At 67.7% G+C, this 15,189-nt stretch carries 12 protein-coding genes; 6 read left to right on the plus strand and 6 right to left on the minus strand.

Features of this window, described 5'->3' with window-relative positions; translation table 11 throughout:
• Positions 1–9: 9 nt before the first annotated feature.
• From OUY36_RS11190 to OUY36_RS11210, 5 genes are all read right to left on the minus strand, one after another.
• Positions 10–1,200, minus strand: coding sequence for an acetyl-CoA C-acyltransferase (locus OUY36_RS11190; protein WP_267934373.1), 1,191 nt, complete (start codon positions 1,198–1,200; stop codon positions 10–12).
• Positions 1,201–1,320: 120 nt separating this feature from the next.
• Positions 1,321–2,088, minus strand: a complete 768-nt coding sequence (locus OUY36_RS11195) for a 3-hydroxyacyl-CoA dehydrogenase (RefSeq protein WP_267934374.1) — start codon at positions 2,086–2,088, stop codon at positions 1,321–1,323.
• Between the two features lie 17 nt (positions 2,089–2,105).
• Complete coding sequence (locus tag OUY36_RS11200) at positions 2,106–3,740, minus strand: acyl-CoA synthetase (RefSeq protein WP_267934375.1); 1,635 nt, start codon at positions 3,738–3,740, stop codon at positions 2,106–2,108.
• A gap of 111 nt (positions 3,741–3,851) precedes the next feature.
• Positions 3,852–4,874: an AraC family transcriptional regulator gene (locus OUY36_RS11205; RefSeq protein ID WP_267934376.1), complete on the minus strand. Its 1,023-nt coding sequence runs from the start codon at positions 4,872–4,874 to the stop codon at positions 3,852–3,854.
• Positions 4,875–4,950: 76 nt separating this feature from the next.
• Complete coding sequence (locus tag OUY36_RS11210; protein WP_267934377.1) at positions 4,951–6,633, minus strand: AMP-binding protein; 1,683 nt, start codon at positions 6,631–6,633, stop codon at positions 4,951–4,953.
• 303 nt (positions 6,634–6,936) lie between these two features.
• On the opposite strand from OUY36_RS11210, the gene OUY36_RS11215 reads away from it, so the two are divergent.
• Positions 6,937–8,427 carry an aldehyde dehydrogenase family protein gene (locus OUY36_RS11215; RefSeq protein ID WP_267934378.1) on the plus strand — a complete coding sequence of 497 codons (1,491 nt, stop codon included), beginning with the start codon at positions 6,937–6,939 and terminating at the stop codon, positions 8,425–8,427.
• A gap of 89 nt (positions 8,428–8,516) precedes the next feature.
• On the plus strand, positions 8,517–8,789 hold the full coding sequence (locus OUY36_RS11220) for a DUF4242 domain-containing protein (protein WP_124086882.1): 273 nt from the start codon (positions 8,517–8,519) through the stop codon (positions 8,787–8,789).
• A 42-nt stretch (positions 8,790–8,831) separates the two neighbouring features.
• Here OUY36_RS11220 and OUY36_RS11225 read toward each other — a convergent pair whose 3' ends face one another.
• Complete coding sequence (locus OUY36_RS11225) at positions 8,832–10,736, minus strand: sigma-54-dependent Fis family transcriptional regulator (protein WP_267934379.1); 1,905 nt, start codon at positions 10,734–10,736, stop codon at positions 8,832–8,834.
• A 256-nt stretch (positions 10,737–10,992) separates the two neighbouring features.
• Between OUY36_RS11225 and OUY36_RS11230 the strand changes: the two genes are divergently transcribed.
• From OUY36_RS11230 to pqqB, 4 genes are all read left to right on the plus strand, one after another.
• Positions 10,993–11,901, plus strand: coding sequence for a transporter (locus OUY36_RS11230; protein ID WP_267934380.1), 909 nt, complete (start codon positions 10,993–10,995; stop codon positions 11,899–11,901).
• A gap of 48 nt (positions 11,902–11,949) precedes the next feature.
• Positions 11,950–14,037 (plus strand): PQQ-dependent dehydrogenase, methanol/ethanol family, encoded by a 2,088-nt coding sequence (locus OUY36_RS11235; protein ID WP_267934381.1) that lies wholly within the window; start codon positions 11,950–11,952, stop codon positions 14,035–14,037.
• A gap of 61 nt (positions 14,038–14,098) precedes the next feature.
• Positions 14,099–14,170, plus strand: a complete 72-nt coding sequence (pqqA, locus tag OUY36_RS11240) for a pyrroloquinoline quinone precursor peptide PqqA (RefSeq protein WP_003239771.1) — start codon at positions 14,099–14,101, stop codon at positions 14,168–14,170.
• A 78-nt stretch (positions 14,171–14,248) separates the two neighbouring features.
• Positions 14,249–15,163, plus strand: coding sequence for a pyrroloquinoline quinone biosynthesis protein PqqB (gene pqqB, locus OUY36_RS11245; protein ID WP_155687753.1), 915 nt, complete (start codon positions 14,249–14,251; stop codon positions 15,161–15,163).
• Positions 15,164–15,189 lie beyond the last annotated feature (26 nt).

Consider the following 15,189-nt stretch of genomic DNA (forward strand, 5'->3'; position numbering starts at 1 on the left):
GCTGCTCCTCTAGATGCGCTCGATGGCCACCGCGGTGGCCTCGCCGCCGCCGATGCACACTGCGGCCAAGCCGCGCTTGAGATCACGTTGCTGCAACGCCGCCAGCAGGGTAACCAGGATGCGCGCGCCGGAGGCGCCGATGGGGTGCCCCAGGGCGCAGGCGCCGCCGTGCACATTGAGCTTGGCGTGGTCAATGCCCAGCTCGCGCATGGCCGCCATGGGCACCACGGCGAAGGCCTCGTTGATCTCGAACAGGTCCACGTCGTCCAACCCCCAGCCGCTGCGCTCCAGCACGCGCCGGATCGCGGTCACCGGCGCGGTGGTGAACAGGCTCGGCGCCTGGGCATGGCCGGCATGCGCGACGATGCGCGCTAGCGGGCTCAGGCCGCGCTTCTGCGCCTCGGACTGGCGCATCAGCAACAAGGCGGCGGCGCCATCGGAAATCGAGCTGGAGTTGGCCGCAGTCACCGTGCCGCCGTCGCGGAAGGCGGGCTTGAGTGTAGGAATTTTCTCCGGTTTGGCCTTCGGCGGCTGCTCGTCGGCCGCGATTAGGCGTCGCTCGCGCCCGACCGGGGCCTCGACCGCGACGATCTCGTCGGCAAAATGGCCAGCGCTCATCGCCTGCTGGGCGCGACGCAGGGATTCCAGGGCGAAGGCGTCCTGCTCCTCGCGGGTAAAGCCGTAGCTCTGCGCACAATCCTCGGCGAAGGTGCCCATCAGGCGGCCACGCTCATAGGCGTCTTCCAGGCCGTCGAGGAACATATGGTCGAGCACCTGGCCATGGCCCATGCGATAGCCGCCGCGGGCGCGCTGTAGCAGGTACGGCGCGTTGGACATGCTCTCCATGCCGCCGGCCACCAGCACCTCGGCGCTGCCGGCCAGCAGTTGGTCGTGGCCGAGCATCAGCGCCTGCATGCCCGAGCCGCACATCTTGTTCAGTGTGGTGCACTGCACCGCCTGGCTCAGGCCCGCGCCGAGCGCCGCCTGGCGCGCTGGCGCCTGGCCCTGGCCGGCCTGCAGCACGCAGCCCATCAGCACGGTATCGATGGCATCGAAGGCGACGCCGGCGCGCTCCAGGGTGGCGCGGATGGCGGCGGCGCCCAGCTCACTGGCGCTAAGGCCGGCCAGGTCGCCGAGAAAACCGCCCATGGGGGTGCGGGCGGCGCTGACGATCACTATCGGGTCGGTTGGAATGGACATGGTTGTCTCTCCTGAAAATCGTTGGTTTGCCATGGGCCGCGGCTAGGCCGATCAGTTCACCGTAGCCCGGATGCAATCCGGGGAGGCGCTGTCCCGGATTGCATCCGGGCTACCTGTCCGTTATTTGGCTGCCATCCGCAGCGCGCCATCGAGACGAATCACCTCGCCGTTGAGCATGGCGTTCTCGACTATGTGGCGCACCAGCGCAGCGTACTCCTCGGGGCGGCCCAGACGCGGCGGGAACGGCACGCCCGTCGCCAGCGAGTGGCGCACTTCCTGCGGCATACCGGCCATCATTGGCGTCTCGAAAATGCCGGGGGCGATGCACATCACGCGGATACCGGAGCGCGCCAGTTCGCGCGCCGCCGGTAAGGTCATGGCGGCCACCCCGCCCTTGGAGGCGGCATAGGCTGCCTGGCCGATCTGCCCGTCGAACGCCGCCACCGAGGCGGTATTGACGATCACCCCACGCTCGCCCTCGGCATTGGGCGCATTCAGGGCCATGGCCTCGGCTGCCAGGCGCAGCAGGTTGAAGCTGCCGATAAGATTGATTTCGATGGTACGGCGAAAGCTGTCCAGGCCGTGCACGCCACTGCGCCCGAGCACCTTCTCGGCCGGCGCGACACCGGCGCAGTTGACCAGCCCGTGCACGGCGCCAAAGGCTTGCAACGCTTCGGCAACCGCCGCGCGGCCATCCTCTTCGCGGCAGATGTCGGCCTGCACGAAAAGAGCGCCGCCGCCCAGTGTCTCGGCGGCGGCGTGCCCGGTTTCGGCATTGATATCCAGCAGCACGACCCTGGCGCCCTGGCCGATCAGCTCGCGGGCAGTGGCCAGACCCAGGCCGGAGCCGGCGCCAGTGACCAGGAATACGGAGTCGGCAATATGCATCGGTGGTTCTCCTCGAATCAGTGGTTGGCGGCCGCCTGGGCCTTGGCGACTTCCTGGTTGCGCAGCAGGAAGCGCTGGATCTTGCCGCTTGGGGTCTTCGGCAGCTCGGTGACGAACTCCACCTCGCGCGGGTAGGCATGCGCCGACAGGCGCTTGCGCACATGCTGCTGCAGGGCCTCGGCCAGCTCGGCGCAGCCGTCCCGATCCGCATGCAGTACGACGAAGGCCTTGACCAGCTCGGTGCGTTCGGGGTCGGGCTTGCCGATCACCGCCGCCTCGATCACCGCCGGATGCTCGATCAACGCGCTCTCCACGTCGAACGGGCCGACCCGGTAGCCGCTGGTGGTGATCACGTCATCGCTACGGCCGACGAAGCTGATGCTGCCGTCGTCGTTGAGCTCGACGGTGTCGCCGCTCAGGTAGTAATCGCCGACGAAGGCCTTGGTGGTCATGCCCAGGTAGCCGGGAAACCAGAACAGCGGCGAGCGGCCCCGATCCACCGCCAGCACGCCGGGCTGGCCAGGCGGCAGCTCGCCGCCCTGCTCGTCGAGCACCACCACGCGGTGGCCCGGCACGGCATAACCGGCGGCGCCAAGGCGCACCGGGTGGGCCAGGCCGTGGTGGTTGCACAGCACCATGCCCAGTTCGGTCTGCCCGTAGTGGTCGTGGATGGTGCAGCCGAGGCCCTCAGCGAACCAGCGGATAACCTCCGGGGTCAGCGGCTCGCCGGCGCTGCTGACCGCGCGCAGCTGGCCCTTGAGCTGAGACTCGACCTCGTCCCTGGCGGCCAGCAGCAGACGGTAGGCAGTAGGCGAGCCGGCCAGGTTGCGGATGCCGTACTTGCGGATTACCCGGCAGGTGCTCTCGACGCTGAAGGCACCCTCGTAGAAGGTGGTGGCGTGGCCCATGGCCAGAGGCCCGGTCACCGCGTAGTAAAGACCGTAGGCCCAGCCCGGATCGGCCAGGTTCCAGAACGCCTCATCCTCGCGCAGGTCGACCGCGTCACGCAGGTAGCCGACAAAGGCGGCGATAGCCTTGAGCGGTACCGGCACTGGCTTGGCCAGGCCAGTGGTGCCAGAGGTGAACATCATCAGGAAGGCGTCGGAGGCCGAGCGTAGCACCGGCTCGAAGCGGTCGGACTGCCCCTCCAGCTCGGCCCAGAAGTCCGCCTCGCCGGCAGCGGCGTTCAGCGTCAGCAGTGGCGGCGCATCGACCACCTCGTCCAGCTTGGCGCGGTTGGCCGCATCCACCACCACCAGGCGGGTGCCGGCACTGCTCACGCGATGCTCGATGGCCTTGGGGCCGAAGGCGGTGAACAGCGGCTGGTACACCGCGCCCAGGCGCCAGGTGCCGAGAATGGTGATCAGCAGCTCGGGGGTGCGTGGCAGCATGCCGGCCACGCAGTCGCCGGGACGTACGCCGCGGCTGTGCAGGAAGTTGGCGAAGCGCGCCGACGCCTGCTGCAGCTGGGCGAAGGTCCAGGTGGCGCTGGCACCGTCACGCCCCTCCCAGTACAGGGCAACGCGCCCGCTGTCGGCATACCGGTCGCAGCATTCGATGCAGGCATTGAGCGCATCGGCACGCCCGGACAGGACGCTGGCCAGCGCCTGGTCGAGGTCGAATGCCTGGGCGGCGGTGGAGTAATCGTGCATATCGGGCTCCCGGCTTGTTGTTGTGTGGAGTGCCGGGAATGCTCGCTCCAGCCGGGGCGGCCGGCAATGTCGAAAGCCGTCGATCGGTTTGAGCGTTTTGGACAGCGCCGCTCAGTCCGGGTGATGCAGGGCGCGATATTGCCCCGGGGTGGTACCGGTCCATTTCTTGAACGCCTTGTAGAAGGCGCTGGTATCGGCGAAACCGAGGTCAAAGGCCAGTTCGCTGAAGTTGCTCGCGCCGTCGTCCAGCCGAGCAATAGCCAGGTCACTGCGCACCTGGTCCTTGAGCCCCTGATAGGACTGCCCCTCCTGAGCCAACTTGCGCCGCAGGGTCGAGGGGGCCATGTAGTAATGCCCGGCCAGCGCATTGAGGTCCGGCCAACGTTCCGGCTTGAGGCTACGCAGGTAGGCCTTGATCCGCGCCCCCAGACTCTGCGGGTCGCGGTAGCGCACCAGGATGTTGCCCGGCGCACCGGCGAGGAAGCGCCTGAGTTCGCGTGCGCTACGGCGCACCGGCAGGGCCAGGCAGTCGGCGTTGAACGACAGGCGGTTGTGCGGTCGCTCGAAGCGCAGGTGGTCGCTGAACATCACCCGGTAGTCGCCGCAATAGTCCGGCGCTGAGCAGCGCAGCTCGACGCCGAGGATGGCGATGCGCCGTCCAGCCAGCCAGCAGGCCAGGCCGTGCAGCATCAGCCACAGGGTAAAGCAGGCGAAGGCCCGGCACGGTGGTCTGCCGTCCTCGTAGAGGACGATCTGCGCCAGGCTGCCCTGGCGCTCCAGACGCACTTGCAGGTCATCGAACACCAGGCCGAGAAAATGCAGCATGCTCTGCAACGCACTGCCGATGTCCGGCTCGCTCAGCGCTGCGTGGGCCATATAGGCGAAACTGCCGGACTTCATGCGCCGCCCATCCATGGCGAAGAACTCGTCGTCCATCGCCGCGGCGATGGCCCGCCACAGGCGCGCGTAGGCCTGGGCGGAAACCCGTGCGTAGGGCCGCTGCAGTTGCGCCGGAGCGATGCCGGCCTGCTGCAGCAGCGGCTCGTCGGGCAGGCCGCGGCGGCGCAGCTCGAGCAGCGCCTCGGCGACTAGGTGGACAGAGATAGTGCCTTTCTCGGTGGTGCTGGCGGTCATCGGACTCCGTGCTTGCCGCAGGTGTTGGACGCGCACTGTGGCAGGCGCCGAGCGTGCAGACAATCGCCGCCAAGCATCAGCCGGCCCTGGCCGGCGCCAATTGCTCGATGCTGAGCTCGCGCATGCGAAATTTCTTCACTTTGCCGGTCACGGTCATGGGGAAGGCCTCGACGAAGAGGAAATGCCGCGGCACCTTGAAGTGGGCGATGCGCCCCTTGCAGAACGCACGCAACTGCTCGTCGCTGGCCTCGTGCCCCGGATGGCATTTGACCCAGGCGACGATCTCCTCGCCGTAGCGCTCATCGGGAATGCCCACCACCTGCACGTCGGCCACCGCCGGGTGGCCGAACAGGAACTCCTCGATCTCGCGCGGGTACACGTTCTCGCCACCGCGGATGATCATGTCCTTGTTGCGCCCGACGATGCTGACGTAGCCCGCCTCGTCCATCACCGCCAGGTCGCCGGTGTGCATCCAGCGCGCCCCGTCGATCGCCTCGGCGGTGGCCTCGGGGTTGTTCCAGTAACCCAGCATCACGCTGTAGCCGCGGGTGCACAGCTCACCGATCTGCCCGCGCGGTACCATGTTGCCCTGCTCGTCGACGATCTTGCTCTCCAGGTGCGGCTGGGTGCGACCGACGCTGGTGACGCAGCGCTCGAGATCATCGGTCGGGCCTGTCTGGGTCGACACCGGACTGGTCTCGGTCATGCCGTAGGCGATCTGCACCTCGGCCATGTGCATCTCGCCGATCACCCGCTTCATCACCTCGATCGGGCAGGTGGCGCCGGCCATGATCCCCGTGCGCAGGCTGGACAGGTCGAACTCGGCGCGACGCGGATGATCCAGCTCGGCGATAAACATGGTCGGCACGCCATAAAGCACCGTGGCGCGTTCCTCGGCCACCGCCTGCAGGGTGCTCAGCGGGTCGAAGGCATCGCCCGGATAGATCATGGTGCTGCCGTGGGTCAGGCAGCCGAGGTTGCCCATGACCATGCCGAAGCAGTGGTACAGCGGCACCGGGATCACCAGGCGGTCGTGCTCGCTCAGGCCCAGGCTCTCGCCGACCATGTAGCCGTTGTTGAGGATGTTGTAGTGGCTCAGCGTCGCACCCTTGGGAAAGCCGGTAGTGCCCGAGGTGTACTGGATGTTGATCGGGTCGTCGAACTGCAACTGGGCCTGACGACGACGCAGCACGTCGCGCGAGATCTGCCCGGCCAGGCCAAGCAGCTTGGCCCAGCCGAGCATCCCGGCGGTCGGCGTGCGCCCCAGGCTGATCACTCCGCGCAGGTCGGCAAGCCGCGTGGCATGCAGCCCACCGGGCGGGCTATCGGCCAACTCCGGGATCAGCTCGGCGAGCATGGCGTGGTAGTCGGAACTCTTGAACTGCTCGGCACAAATCAGCCAGCGGCAGCCGGACTGCTTCAGTACGTACTCCAGCTCGCTAAGACGGTAGGCCGGATTGATGTTGACCAGGATCGCGCCGACCTTCGCCATGGCGAACTGAGCGATGCACCACTCGGCGCAGTTCGGTGCCCAGATGCCGACCCGGTCGCCCGGCAGCAGGCCGAGGGCGAGCAGGCCGCGGGCGCAGTCCTCGACCACCTCGGCCAGTTCGCCCCAGCTGTAACGCAGGTTCTGATGGCGCACCACCAGCGCCTCGCGGCGAGCGTGCAGACGCACCGTGGCATCGAAGGCTTCGCCGATGGTCATGGCCAGCAGGGGGTTGTCCTGCGGGCCGCGGGTGTAGCTGAGCTGAGTCATGTCGGTACCCACTTGTTGTGCTTGTTATGGGAAATCCGCGAGCGCGGAAATCGCCGGCACTCCCAACAGGAAGCATGCCAAGCAGGCGCAAGCCGCCGGTTCCCGGCTCCTGCGCAGGTTGCGTGGTTTCCGGCGGGCAGCGTCACTGTCTCGTTTTGCGACAGCTGTATGGCTTCGATACAGCCGGATTTCTCCACTTTCATCGGCAGAGCCGCCCTCGACGGCGCCTGGCAAGGCTTTGCCGACAGTGGCACAGGCGTTGCTCAAGCCCCCGGCACAAGACCACGACAAGAGGCTTCGCCCATGGCAACCCTGCCGCTCCACCGTAAAACCCTCGATTTCCTCGCCAGACCGCAACGCATGCTGATCGGCGCCCAATGGCTGGATGCCGCCAACGGCAACTGCCTGCAGGTGCGCAACCCGGCCACCGGCGAGCCGCTGGCCAGCGTCCCCTCGGCCAGCGCCGCGGACGTGGACCGCGCCGTGCAGGCCGCCCGCACTGCCTTCTACGACTCCGCCTGGAGCCGCACCCGCCCGCGCGAACGGCAGAACCTGCTGTGGCGCCTGGCCGACCTGATCGAGCGTGACGCCGACGTGCTGGCCGAGCTGGAATGCCTGAACAACGGCAAGAGCGTCCAGGTGGCCCGCGCCATGGACGTACAGCTGTGCATCGACTTTCTGCGCTACATGGCCGGCTGGGCCACCAAGATCGAGGGCAGCACGGTGGAGCCATCCCTGCCCCTGATGCCGAACGAGGATTTCCACGCCTATATCCGCCGCGAGGCGGTGGGGGTGGTAGGCGCCATCGTGGCCTGGAACTTTCCGCTGCTGCTGGCCTGCTGGAAGCTCGGTCCGGCGCTGGCCAGCGGCTGCACCCTGGTGCTCAAACCGGCCGACGAAACCCCGCTGAGCGCACTGAAGCTCGCCGAGCTGGTTCAGGAGGCCGGCTACCCGGCCGGGGTGTTCAACGTGGTCACCGGCACCGGCCTGAACGCCGGCGCGGCGCTGTCCAGCCACCCCGGAGTGGACAAGCTGACCTTCACCGGCTCCACCGAGGTGGGCAAGCAGATCGGCAAGGCGGCCATGGACAACATGACCCGCGTGACCCTGGAGCTGGGTGGCAAATCGCCGACCATCGTGCTGGCTGATGCCGACCTGCAGCAGGCCGCCGCCGGCGCCGCCAGCGCCATCTTCTTCAACCAGGGTCAGGTGTGCTGCGCCGGCTCGCGCCTGTACGTGCAGCGCAAGCACTTCGACAACGTGGTGGCCGACATCGCCGCCATCGCCAACGGCATGAAGCTGGGCAACGGCCTCGACCCCAGCGTGCAGATGGGCCCGCTGATCTCCGCCAAGCAGCAGGATCGGGTCACCGGCTATATCAACCTGGGCCGCGAGCTGGGCGCCACCGTTGCTTGCGGCGGCGAAGGTTTCGGCCCCGGCTACTTCGTCCAGCCGACGGTGCTGGTGGACGTCGACCAGCGCCACCGCCTGGTGCAAGAAGAAATCTTCGGCCCGGTGCTGGTGGCCATGCCCTTCGACGATATCGACGAGGTGGTGTGCCTGGCCAACGACAACCCCTACGGCCTGGGTGCCAGCATCTGGTCCAATGACCTCGGAGCGGTGCACCGGATGATTCCGCGCATCCGCTCCGGCTCTGTGTGGGTCAACTGCCATAGCGCCCTCGACCCGGTCTTGCCGTTTGGCGGCCACAAGCTGTCCGGCATCGGCCGCGAGATGGGCGCCGCCGCCATCGAGCACTACACCGAACTGAAGACCGTGATGATCAAGTTGTGAGTTTTGCAGGTGGGATGCCGTCCCGAGCGGCGCCCTGCCCTTTTTCTTCCGGGCGCGCCAGTGGCGCCCCAACCGACAAGGAAACCGACATGCCGAAATACCTGATCGAGCGCGATATTCCCGGCGCCGGGCAGCTCACCGTCGAGGAGCTGCAGGCCATCTCGCAGCGCTCCTGCGCCGTACTCAACGCCATGGGGCCACAGATCCAGTGGCTACACAGCTACGTGACGGACGACCGGGTCTACTGCCTGTACATCGCCGCCACCGAGGCCCAGGTACGCGAGCATGCCGCGCAAGGCGGCTTCCCGGTCAACCAGGTGGCCGAAGTGCGCGGCATCATCGATCCCACCACCGCGGGCTGATTCGCCGCTTCGGCGACGGCCGCCGCGCAGGCAAGCGGCTCGCTACCCCTGCTCCATTCCCTTGAGCTTGCGATACAGCGTCGCGCGGGCGATGCCCAGGCTGCGCGCGGCGGCCGAGAGGTTGCCGCCGGCGGCCTCCACCGCGGCGCGAATGGCCCGCGCCTCGGCACGCTGCAGCGTACTCCCCGCCTCCGCCGTCAGCCCTTCGTTCGCCACCGCCGCGGCCTGTTCGCCGCGGCCGGCGCGCACCTCGTCCGGCAGGTGCTGCACGCCGATCTCGCCGTCGTCCTCGGCCAGCGCCGCAGCCAGGCGCAGGCACTGGTAGAGCTGGCGGATATTGCCCGGCCAGTGATAGTCCAGCAGCGCCTGCAGCGCCGCTGGGCTCAGCTGGAGAGGCTGCTGTGCGTCGGTCTCGGCGCGCAGCAGGTGCTGGATCAGCGCCGCCAGGTCGCGCCGCTCGCGCAGTGCCGGCAGGCTCACGCGCAGGCCGTTGATGCGGTAGTAGAGGTCCTCGCGAAAGCCCTGCTCGGCGCTGAGCTGCTGCAGGTCACGGTGGGTGGCGCAGATCAGCGCGCAGTCCACCTTGATCAGCTGGTTGCTGCCCAGGCGGCTCAGGCTGCGCTCCTGCAGCACGCGCAAGAGACGGCCCTGCAGCTCCAGCGGCATGTCGCCGATCTCGTCGAGAAACAGCGTGCCCTTGTGCGCCTGCTCGATCTTGCCGATGGCGCCGCCCTTGCGGCTGCCGGTGAAGGCGCCTTCGACATGGCCGAATAGCTCCGACTCGATCAGGCTGGCCGGAATCGACGAGCAGTTGATGGCCACGAAGGCTTCGCCGGCCCGCGCACTGCCCTCATGCAGCAGGCGGGCGAAGACCTCCTTGCCAGTGCCCGTCTCGCCATTGATCAGCACCGGGATATCGCGGGCAAAGGCCTTGCGCGCCCGCGCCAGGGCATCCTGCAGCGCCGGGTCCTGCAGGCAGGGGCCGCTCTGCGGGGCCGGCAGCGACTCGGCGGTGCGCCGCGGACGCGGCGTCTCGGCAAGCGTCGGTGCCGTCCGCTGCGGCGAGTCCTGGGTGATGCAAGCGTGCAGTTCGCCGCCATGGTGACTGCGTAGGCGCAGCGGCGCGCTGAGATCGTGGCGGCGATAACAGGCGGCGTGGGCAAAGGGCATGTCGAACAGTTCGGCGAAGTCCAGGCCGGCGCGCACCTCGCCCAGATGCAGCAACTGGCCGGCGATGCGGTTGGCGCAACGCAGCTTGCCCGCCGGGTCGAAGGCCAGCAGCCCCTCCAGCGGCGTGCCGAGTATGTCCAGACGATGGTGCAGGTGCACCAGCAGCACCTCGCCGAGCTGGGCGAACAGGCGATTCTCGATGGCGCGGGCGGCGAACACCAGCGACTCCAGAGTGTAGACAGAGGGCGCGCCCTGCCGGCTGCTGGCGTCCAACACCCCGACTATGCCGCCGTCCAGGCCGAAGATCGGCGTGGCCAGGCAGGAGAACTGGCGGGCCTCCTCCAGATAGTGCTCCTCACCGACGAAGAACACCGACTCGCGCTCGGCCAGGGCGCAGCCCGGAGCCGTGGTGCCAACGTTCTGCTCGGAAATCTGCGCGCCGATGCGAAATACCTGGCTCAGCTCGCGGGTGCCGGCGCCGCGCCCGCTCAGGCTGCTAAGCACCACGCCCTCCAGGTCGATGCAGGCCAGCACCCAATCCTGCGGTGCCAGCGCCGCATGCAGCTGCTGCATCTCGGGCATGGCGCAGCCCAGCAGTAGGCGGTCGCGCTCGGCGATCTGCTTACCGCTGGCCACCAGTGGTGCCTCGAACAGTAGCTTGTCGCGCTGGCACAGGCCGTAGTGCTGCGAACGCTGCCAGGAACGGGCGACCACCTGTGAATCGACCAGATGCTTGCCCGAGGTGGGCGTCGCGGCGGGGTCACTGGATCTGTGCATGGCATATGTCTCACGGCCTGGTGTCTCGAACTGGGCCAGCCCGGCCCCGAGCCACTGTCTCAGTTTGAAACAGCGCTACGGCGAGGCGGTGCTCGCGCCCTGCTAGAGGACTCTTGTTGTTATATAAGTCATTGATTTAGATTGGTTTTTTGCCGAAATAAAAAAGCTGGCATAGACTCTGCTCAATGACCTCACAGCGTCCGGAGAGAAACCCGGTAGCACTATGATCTTAAACAAAAACAATAAAGGTGATGTCATGAAATTGAGCACAAATGCGGCTCGGCCCAAACTGGCCCGGCAGTGGCTGCATGCTTCCCTATTCGGCCTGCTGGCCGGCTTCTCCGCCAGCGCCTCGGCGGTCGACGTCGACGCCGGCGACTACACCGCCCTGCCTGCCGGCACCAACCTGGGCTTGCTCTACTACCAGCACGCCGAACGCAACCGCCTCTACGCCAACGGCGACAAGCTGCCGCTGGACGCCGGCCTGGACTCGGACATCGGCATCCTGCGCGGCGTGCACTTCATGGAACTGGGCAGCTACATCGTCGACCCGCAGTTCCTCCTGCCCTTCGGCAACGTGCGCGCCCAGGACGATCTGTCGACCCTGGGCAGCGACAGCGGCACCGGCGACCTGATCCTGGCCGCCACCGTATGGCTGGTGAACCAGCCGGAACAGCGCCGCTACTTCGGCATCACCCCCTACCTCTGGCTGCCCACCGGCAGCTACGACAACGACCGCGCCATCAACCTCGGCGAGAACCGCTGGAAGGGTGCGCTGCAGGCCGGCTACATCGAGGGCCTGGGCGACAAGTTCAGCCTCGACCTGGTGGGCGACGTGACCTTCTTCGGCAAGAACGACGACTTCGGCCCCGCCAGCCAGACTCTCAAGCAGAAGCCGCTGTTCCAGGCCCAGGCGTTCCTGCGCTACCACGTCAACGAACGCTTCGACCTGCGCGCCGGCGTCTCGCGCCTGTGGGGCGGCGAGACCGAGGTGGACGGCCTGGACATGGACGATAAACCCAACACCAGCAAGTTCAGCGTCGGCGCCAGCTGGTTCTTCACCCCGCGCGACCAGCTGCTGGTCAATTTCGGCCGCGACCTCTCGGTGGACAATGGCTTCAAGGAGCAGGGACGGGTCAACCTGCGCCTGCTACACGTTTTCTAAGCACCGCCGCTTGCCTTCCCATTCCAACAACAACAGGAGTTTCACGTGATGCCTACCCTCCCTCAATCACGCCGTCTCGTCTGCATGCTGACTGCGCTGCTGGTCGCCGGTAGCGCCCAGGCCGCCAAGGTCGACGAGGCCGCCATCCGTGCCAGCGAGCAAGACGGCAGCGAATGGCTCAGCCATGGCCGCACCTATGCCGAGCAGCGCTTCAGCCCGCTCAAGCAGATCGACGCCGGCAACGTCGGCAAGCTGGGCCTGGCCTGGTACATGGATCTGGAAAACAACCGTGGCCTGGAGGCCACCCCGCTGGTGTCCGACGGCGTGCTCTACGCCTCGCTGTCCTGGAGCCGGGTGATGGCCGTGGACCTGCGCAGCGGCAAGCGCCTGTGGCAGTTCGATCCCCAAGTGGATCGCGGCCGCTCCCGCTACGCCTGCTGCGACGCGGTCAACCGCGGCGTCGCCCTGTGGAACGGCAAGGTCTACGTCGGAGCCCTGGACGGTCGCCTGATCGCCCTGGACGCCAAGACCGGCCGCGAGGTCTGGAGCGAACAGACCACCGACCCGACCAAGCCCTACAGCATCACCGGCGCGCCACGGGTGGTGAAGGGCAAGGTGATCATCGGCAACGGCGGGGCCGAGTACGGCGTGCGCGGCTTCTTCTCCGCCTACGATGCCGAGACCGGCAAGATGGCCTGGCGCTTCTACACGGTGCCGGGCGACCCGGCCCAGCCCTACGAGCACCCCGAACTGGCCGAAGCGGCCAAGACCTGGAAGGGCGACCAGTACTGGAAGCTCGGCGGCGGCGGCACCGTGTGGGACAGCATGGCCTACGACCCCGAACTGGACCTGCTGTACATCGGTACCGGCAACGGCTCGCCGTGGAACCGCGAGATCCGCAGTCCGGGCGGCGGCGACAACCTGTACCTGTCGTCGATCCTGGCCCTACGCCCGGACAGCGGCAAGCTGCTCTGGCACTACCAGACCACACCGGGCGAAACCTGGGACTTCACCGCCACCCAGCAGATCACCCTGGCCACCCTGGAGCTGGACGGCAAGCCGCGCAAGGTGCTGATGCAGGCGCCGAAGAACGGCTTCTTCTATGTGCTCGATCGCGCCACCGGCGAACTGCTCTCGGCGGAAAAGTTCGGCAAGGTGACCTGGGCCGAGAAGGTCGACCTGGCCACCGGCCGCCCGGTGGAGGTGCCCGGCTCGCGCTACGAGAAGGAGCAGGTGGTGATGTGGCCGAGCCCGTTCGGCGCGCACAACTGGCACTCCATGTCGTTCAACCCGCAGACCGGGCTGATGTACATCCCCTACCAGGAAATCCCCGGCGTCTATCGCAACGAGGGGGCCACGTTCAAAAAGATCGACGGCTTCAACACCGGTACCGGCTTCAGCGACACCCACGAGATACCCCGCGATGCGGTGAGCGGCGCCCTGCTGGCCTGGGACCCGGTACGCCAGCGCGAGGCCTGGCGCGTGCCGCATAGCTTCTACTGGAACGGCGGCACCCTGAGCACCGCCGGCAACCTGGTGTTCCAGGGCACCGCCGACGGCCAGCTGCACGCCTACTCGGCGGACAAGGGACAGCGCCTGTGGAGCTTCGCCGCGCAGACCGGCATAGTCGCCGCCCCCATCAGCTTCAGCCTGGACGGCGAACAGTACGTGGCGGTCATGGCCGGCTGGGGCGGCGTGGCGCCGCTGTTCGGCGGCGACGCGGCGCTGGCGCCCGGGGTGCGCAACCTCAGCCGCCTGCTGGTGTTCAAGCTCGGCGGCCAGAGCAGCCTGCCGCCGCTGCCGCAGGCGACCACGGCCGCCGTGCAGCGCACGCCGCAAGCGGTCCAAGCGAGTGCCGCGGACCTGGACGCCGGCAAGCTGCTGTACGGCAACTACTGCTCGATGTGTCACGGCGTCGGCGCCGTCAGCGGCGGCCTGATCCCCGACCTGCGCCATACGGATCAATGGCGCCGCGACAACTTCCAGCAGATCGTCCGGGACGGCATCCTCCGTCCGCTGGGCATGCCATCCTTCAAGAACTCGCTGAGCGCGGCCGAGGTGGAACAGATCAAGGCCTATGTGATGAGCCGCGAGTACGAGGACCATCTCAAGGCGCAGCAAGCCGCCAGACCCTGACCCCCATGGGCGGGCTCGGCCCGCCCGTGGACACCACCCCAAGCACCGGAGGAACAGCAGCATGTGGACCAAACCTAGCTACACCGACCTGCGCATCGGCTTCGAAGTGACCCTGTACTTCGCCAACCGTTGAGCCTGCCGCGGCGCGCCGGGCGCGCCGCGTTTCCCGCCCCGGCCTGCCGGGGCCTGATTTTTGCCGCGCGAGGCCCAGATGCATATTCGGATTCTCGGTTCCGCCGCCGGCGGCGGTTTTCCCCAGTGGAACTGCAACTGCCGCAACTGCCGCGGCGTGCGCGCCGGCACCCTGCGGGCGCAGCCGCGTACCCAGTCGTCCATCGCCCTTTCCGATGACGGCGGCGAGTGGGTCCTGTGCAATGCCTCGCCGGACATCCGCGCCCAGCTCGAGGCCTTCCCGGCGCTACAACCGGCGCGCCAGCTGCGCGACACGGCGATCGCCGGCATCGTCCTGCTCGACAGCCAGATCGATCACTGCACCGGCCTGCTGACCCTGCGCGAAGGCTGCCCGCACCAGGTCTGGTGTACCGAGATGGTCCATCAGGACCTGACCAGCGGCTTTCCGCTGTTCAACATGCTCAGCCACTGGAACGGCGGCCTGCAGCACCAGCTGATCGAGCTGGATGCCAAGCCGTTCACCATCCCCGCCTGTCCTGGGCTGCGCCTCACCGCCATCGCCCTGCGCAGCAGCGCGCCGCCGTATTCGCCGCACCGCGGCAATCCGCATCCGGGCGACAACATCGGCCTGTTTATCGAGGACCTGCGCACGGGGGGAACCTTGTTCTACGCCCCCGGCCTGGGTCAGGTGGACGAGCCGCTGCTGGGCTGGATGCGCCGCGCCGATTGCCTGCTGGTGGACGGCACGCTGTGGCGCGACGACGAGATGCGCCGGTGCGAGGTGGGCGACAAGCTCGGCAGCGAGATGGGCCATCTGCCGCAGAGCGGCCCAGGCGGCATGCTCGAGGTGCTCGATGGCCTGCCGGCGGCGCGCAAGATCCTGATCCATATCAACAACACCAACCCGATTCTCGACCTGGACTCGCCCGAGCGTGCCGAACTGGACGCCCGCGGCATTGAGGTCGCGTTCGATGGCATGAGCATCCACCTGTAACGGGCCAACAACAAAAATCCGGAGCG

This window comes from Stutzerimonas sp. R40042 (genome assembly GCF_026642215.1).
Classification (GTDB): domain Bacteria; phylum Pseudomonadota; class Gammaproteobacteria; order Pseudomonadales; family Pseudomonadaceae; genus Stutzerimonas; species Stutzerimonas frequens.

What these genes read in the sequence shown, in the direction of transcription:
- OUY36_RS11190 (WP_267934373.1), bottom strand. Translation starts at nt 1,200, where the DNA reads ATGTCCATTCCAACCGACCCGATAGTGATCGTCAGCGCCGCCCGCACC.
- OUY36_RS11195 (WP_267934374.1), bottom strand. Translation starts at nt 2,088, where the DNA reads ATGCATATTGCCGACTCCGTATTCCTGGTCACTGGCGCCGGCTCCGGC.
- OUY36_RS11200 (WP_267934375.1), bottom strand. Translation starts at nt 3,740, where the DNA reads ATGCACGATTACTCCACCGCCGCCCAGGCATTCGACCTCGACCAGGCG.
- OUY36_RS11205 (WP_267934376.1), bottom strand. Translation starts at nt 4,874, where the DNA reads ATGACCGCCAGCACCACCGAGAAAGGCACTATCTCTGTCCACCTAGTC.
- OUY36_RS11210 (WP_267934377.1), bottom strand. Translation starts at nt 6,633, where the DNA reads ATGACTCAGCTCAGCTACACCCGCGGCCCGCAGGACAACCCCCTGCTG.
- OUY36_RS11215 (WP_267934378.1), top strand. Translation starts at nt 6,937, where the DNA reads ATGGCAACCCTGCCGCTCCACCGTAAAACCCTCGATTTCCTCGCCAGA.
- OUY36_RS11220 (WP_124086882.1), top strand. Translation starts at nt 8,517, where the DNA reads ATGCCGAAATACCTGATCGAGCGCGATATTCCCGGCGCCGGGCAGCTC.
- OUY36_RS11225 (WP_267934379.1), bottom strand. Translation starts at nt 10,736, where the DNA reads ATGCACAGATCCAGTGACCCCGCCGCGACGCCCACCTCGGGCAAGCAT.
- OUY36_RS11230 (WP_267934380.1), top strand. Translation starts at nt 10,993, where the DNA reads ATGAAATTGAGCACAAATGCGGCTCGGCCCAAACTGGCCCGGCAGTGG.
- OUY36_RS11235 (WP_267934381.1), top strand. Translation starts at nt 11,950, where the DNA reads ATGCCTACCCTCCCTCAATCACGCCGTCTCGTCTGCATGCTGACTGCG.
- pqqB (WP_155687753.1), top strand. Translation starts at nt 14,249, where the DNA reads ATGCATATTCGGATTCTCGGTTCCGCCGCCGGCGGCGGTTTTCCCCAG.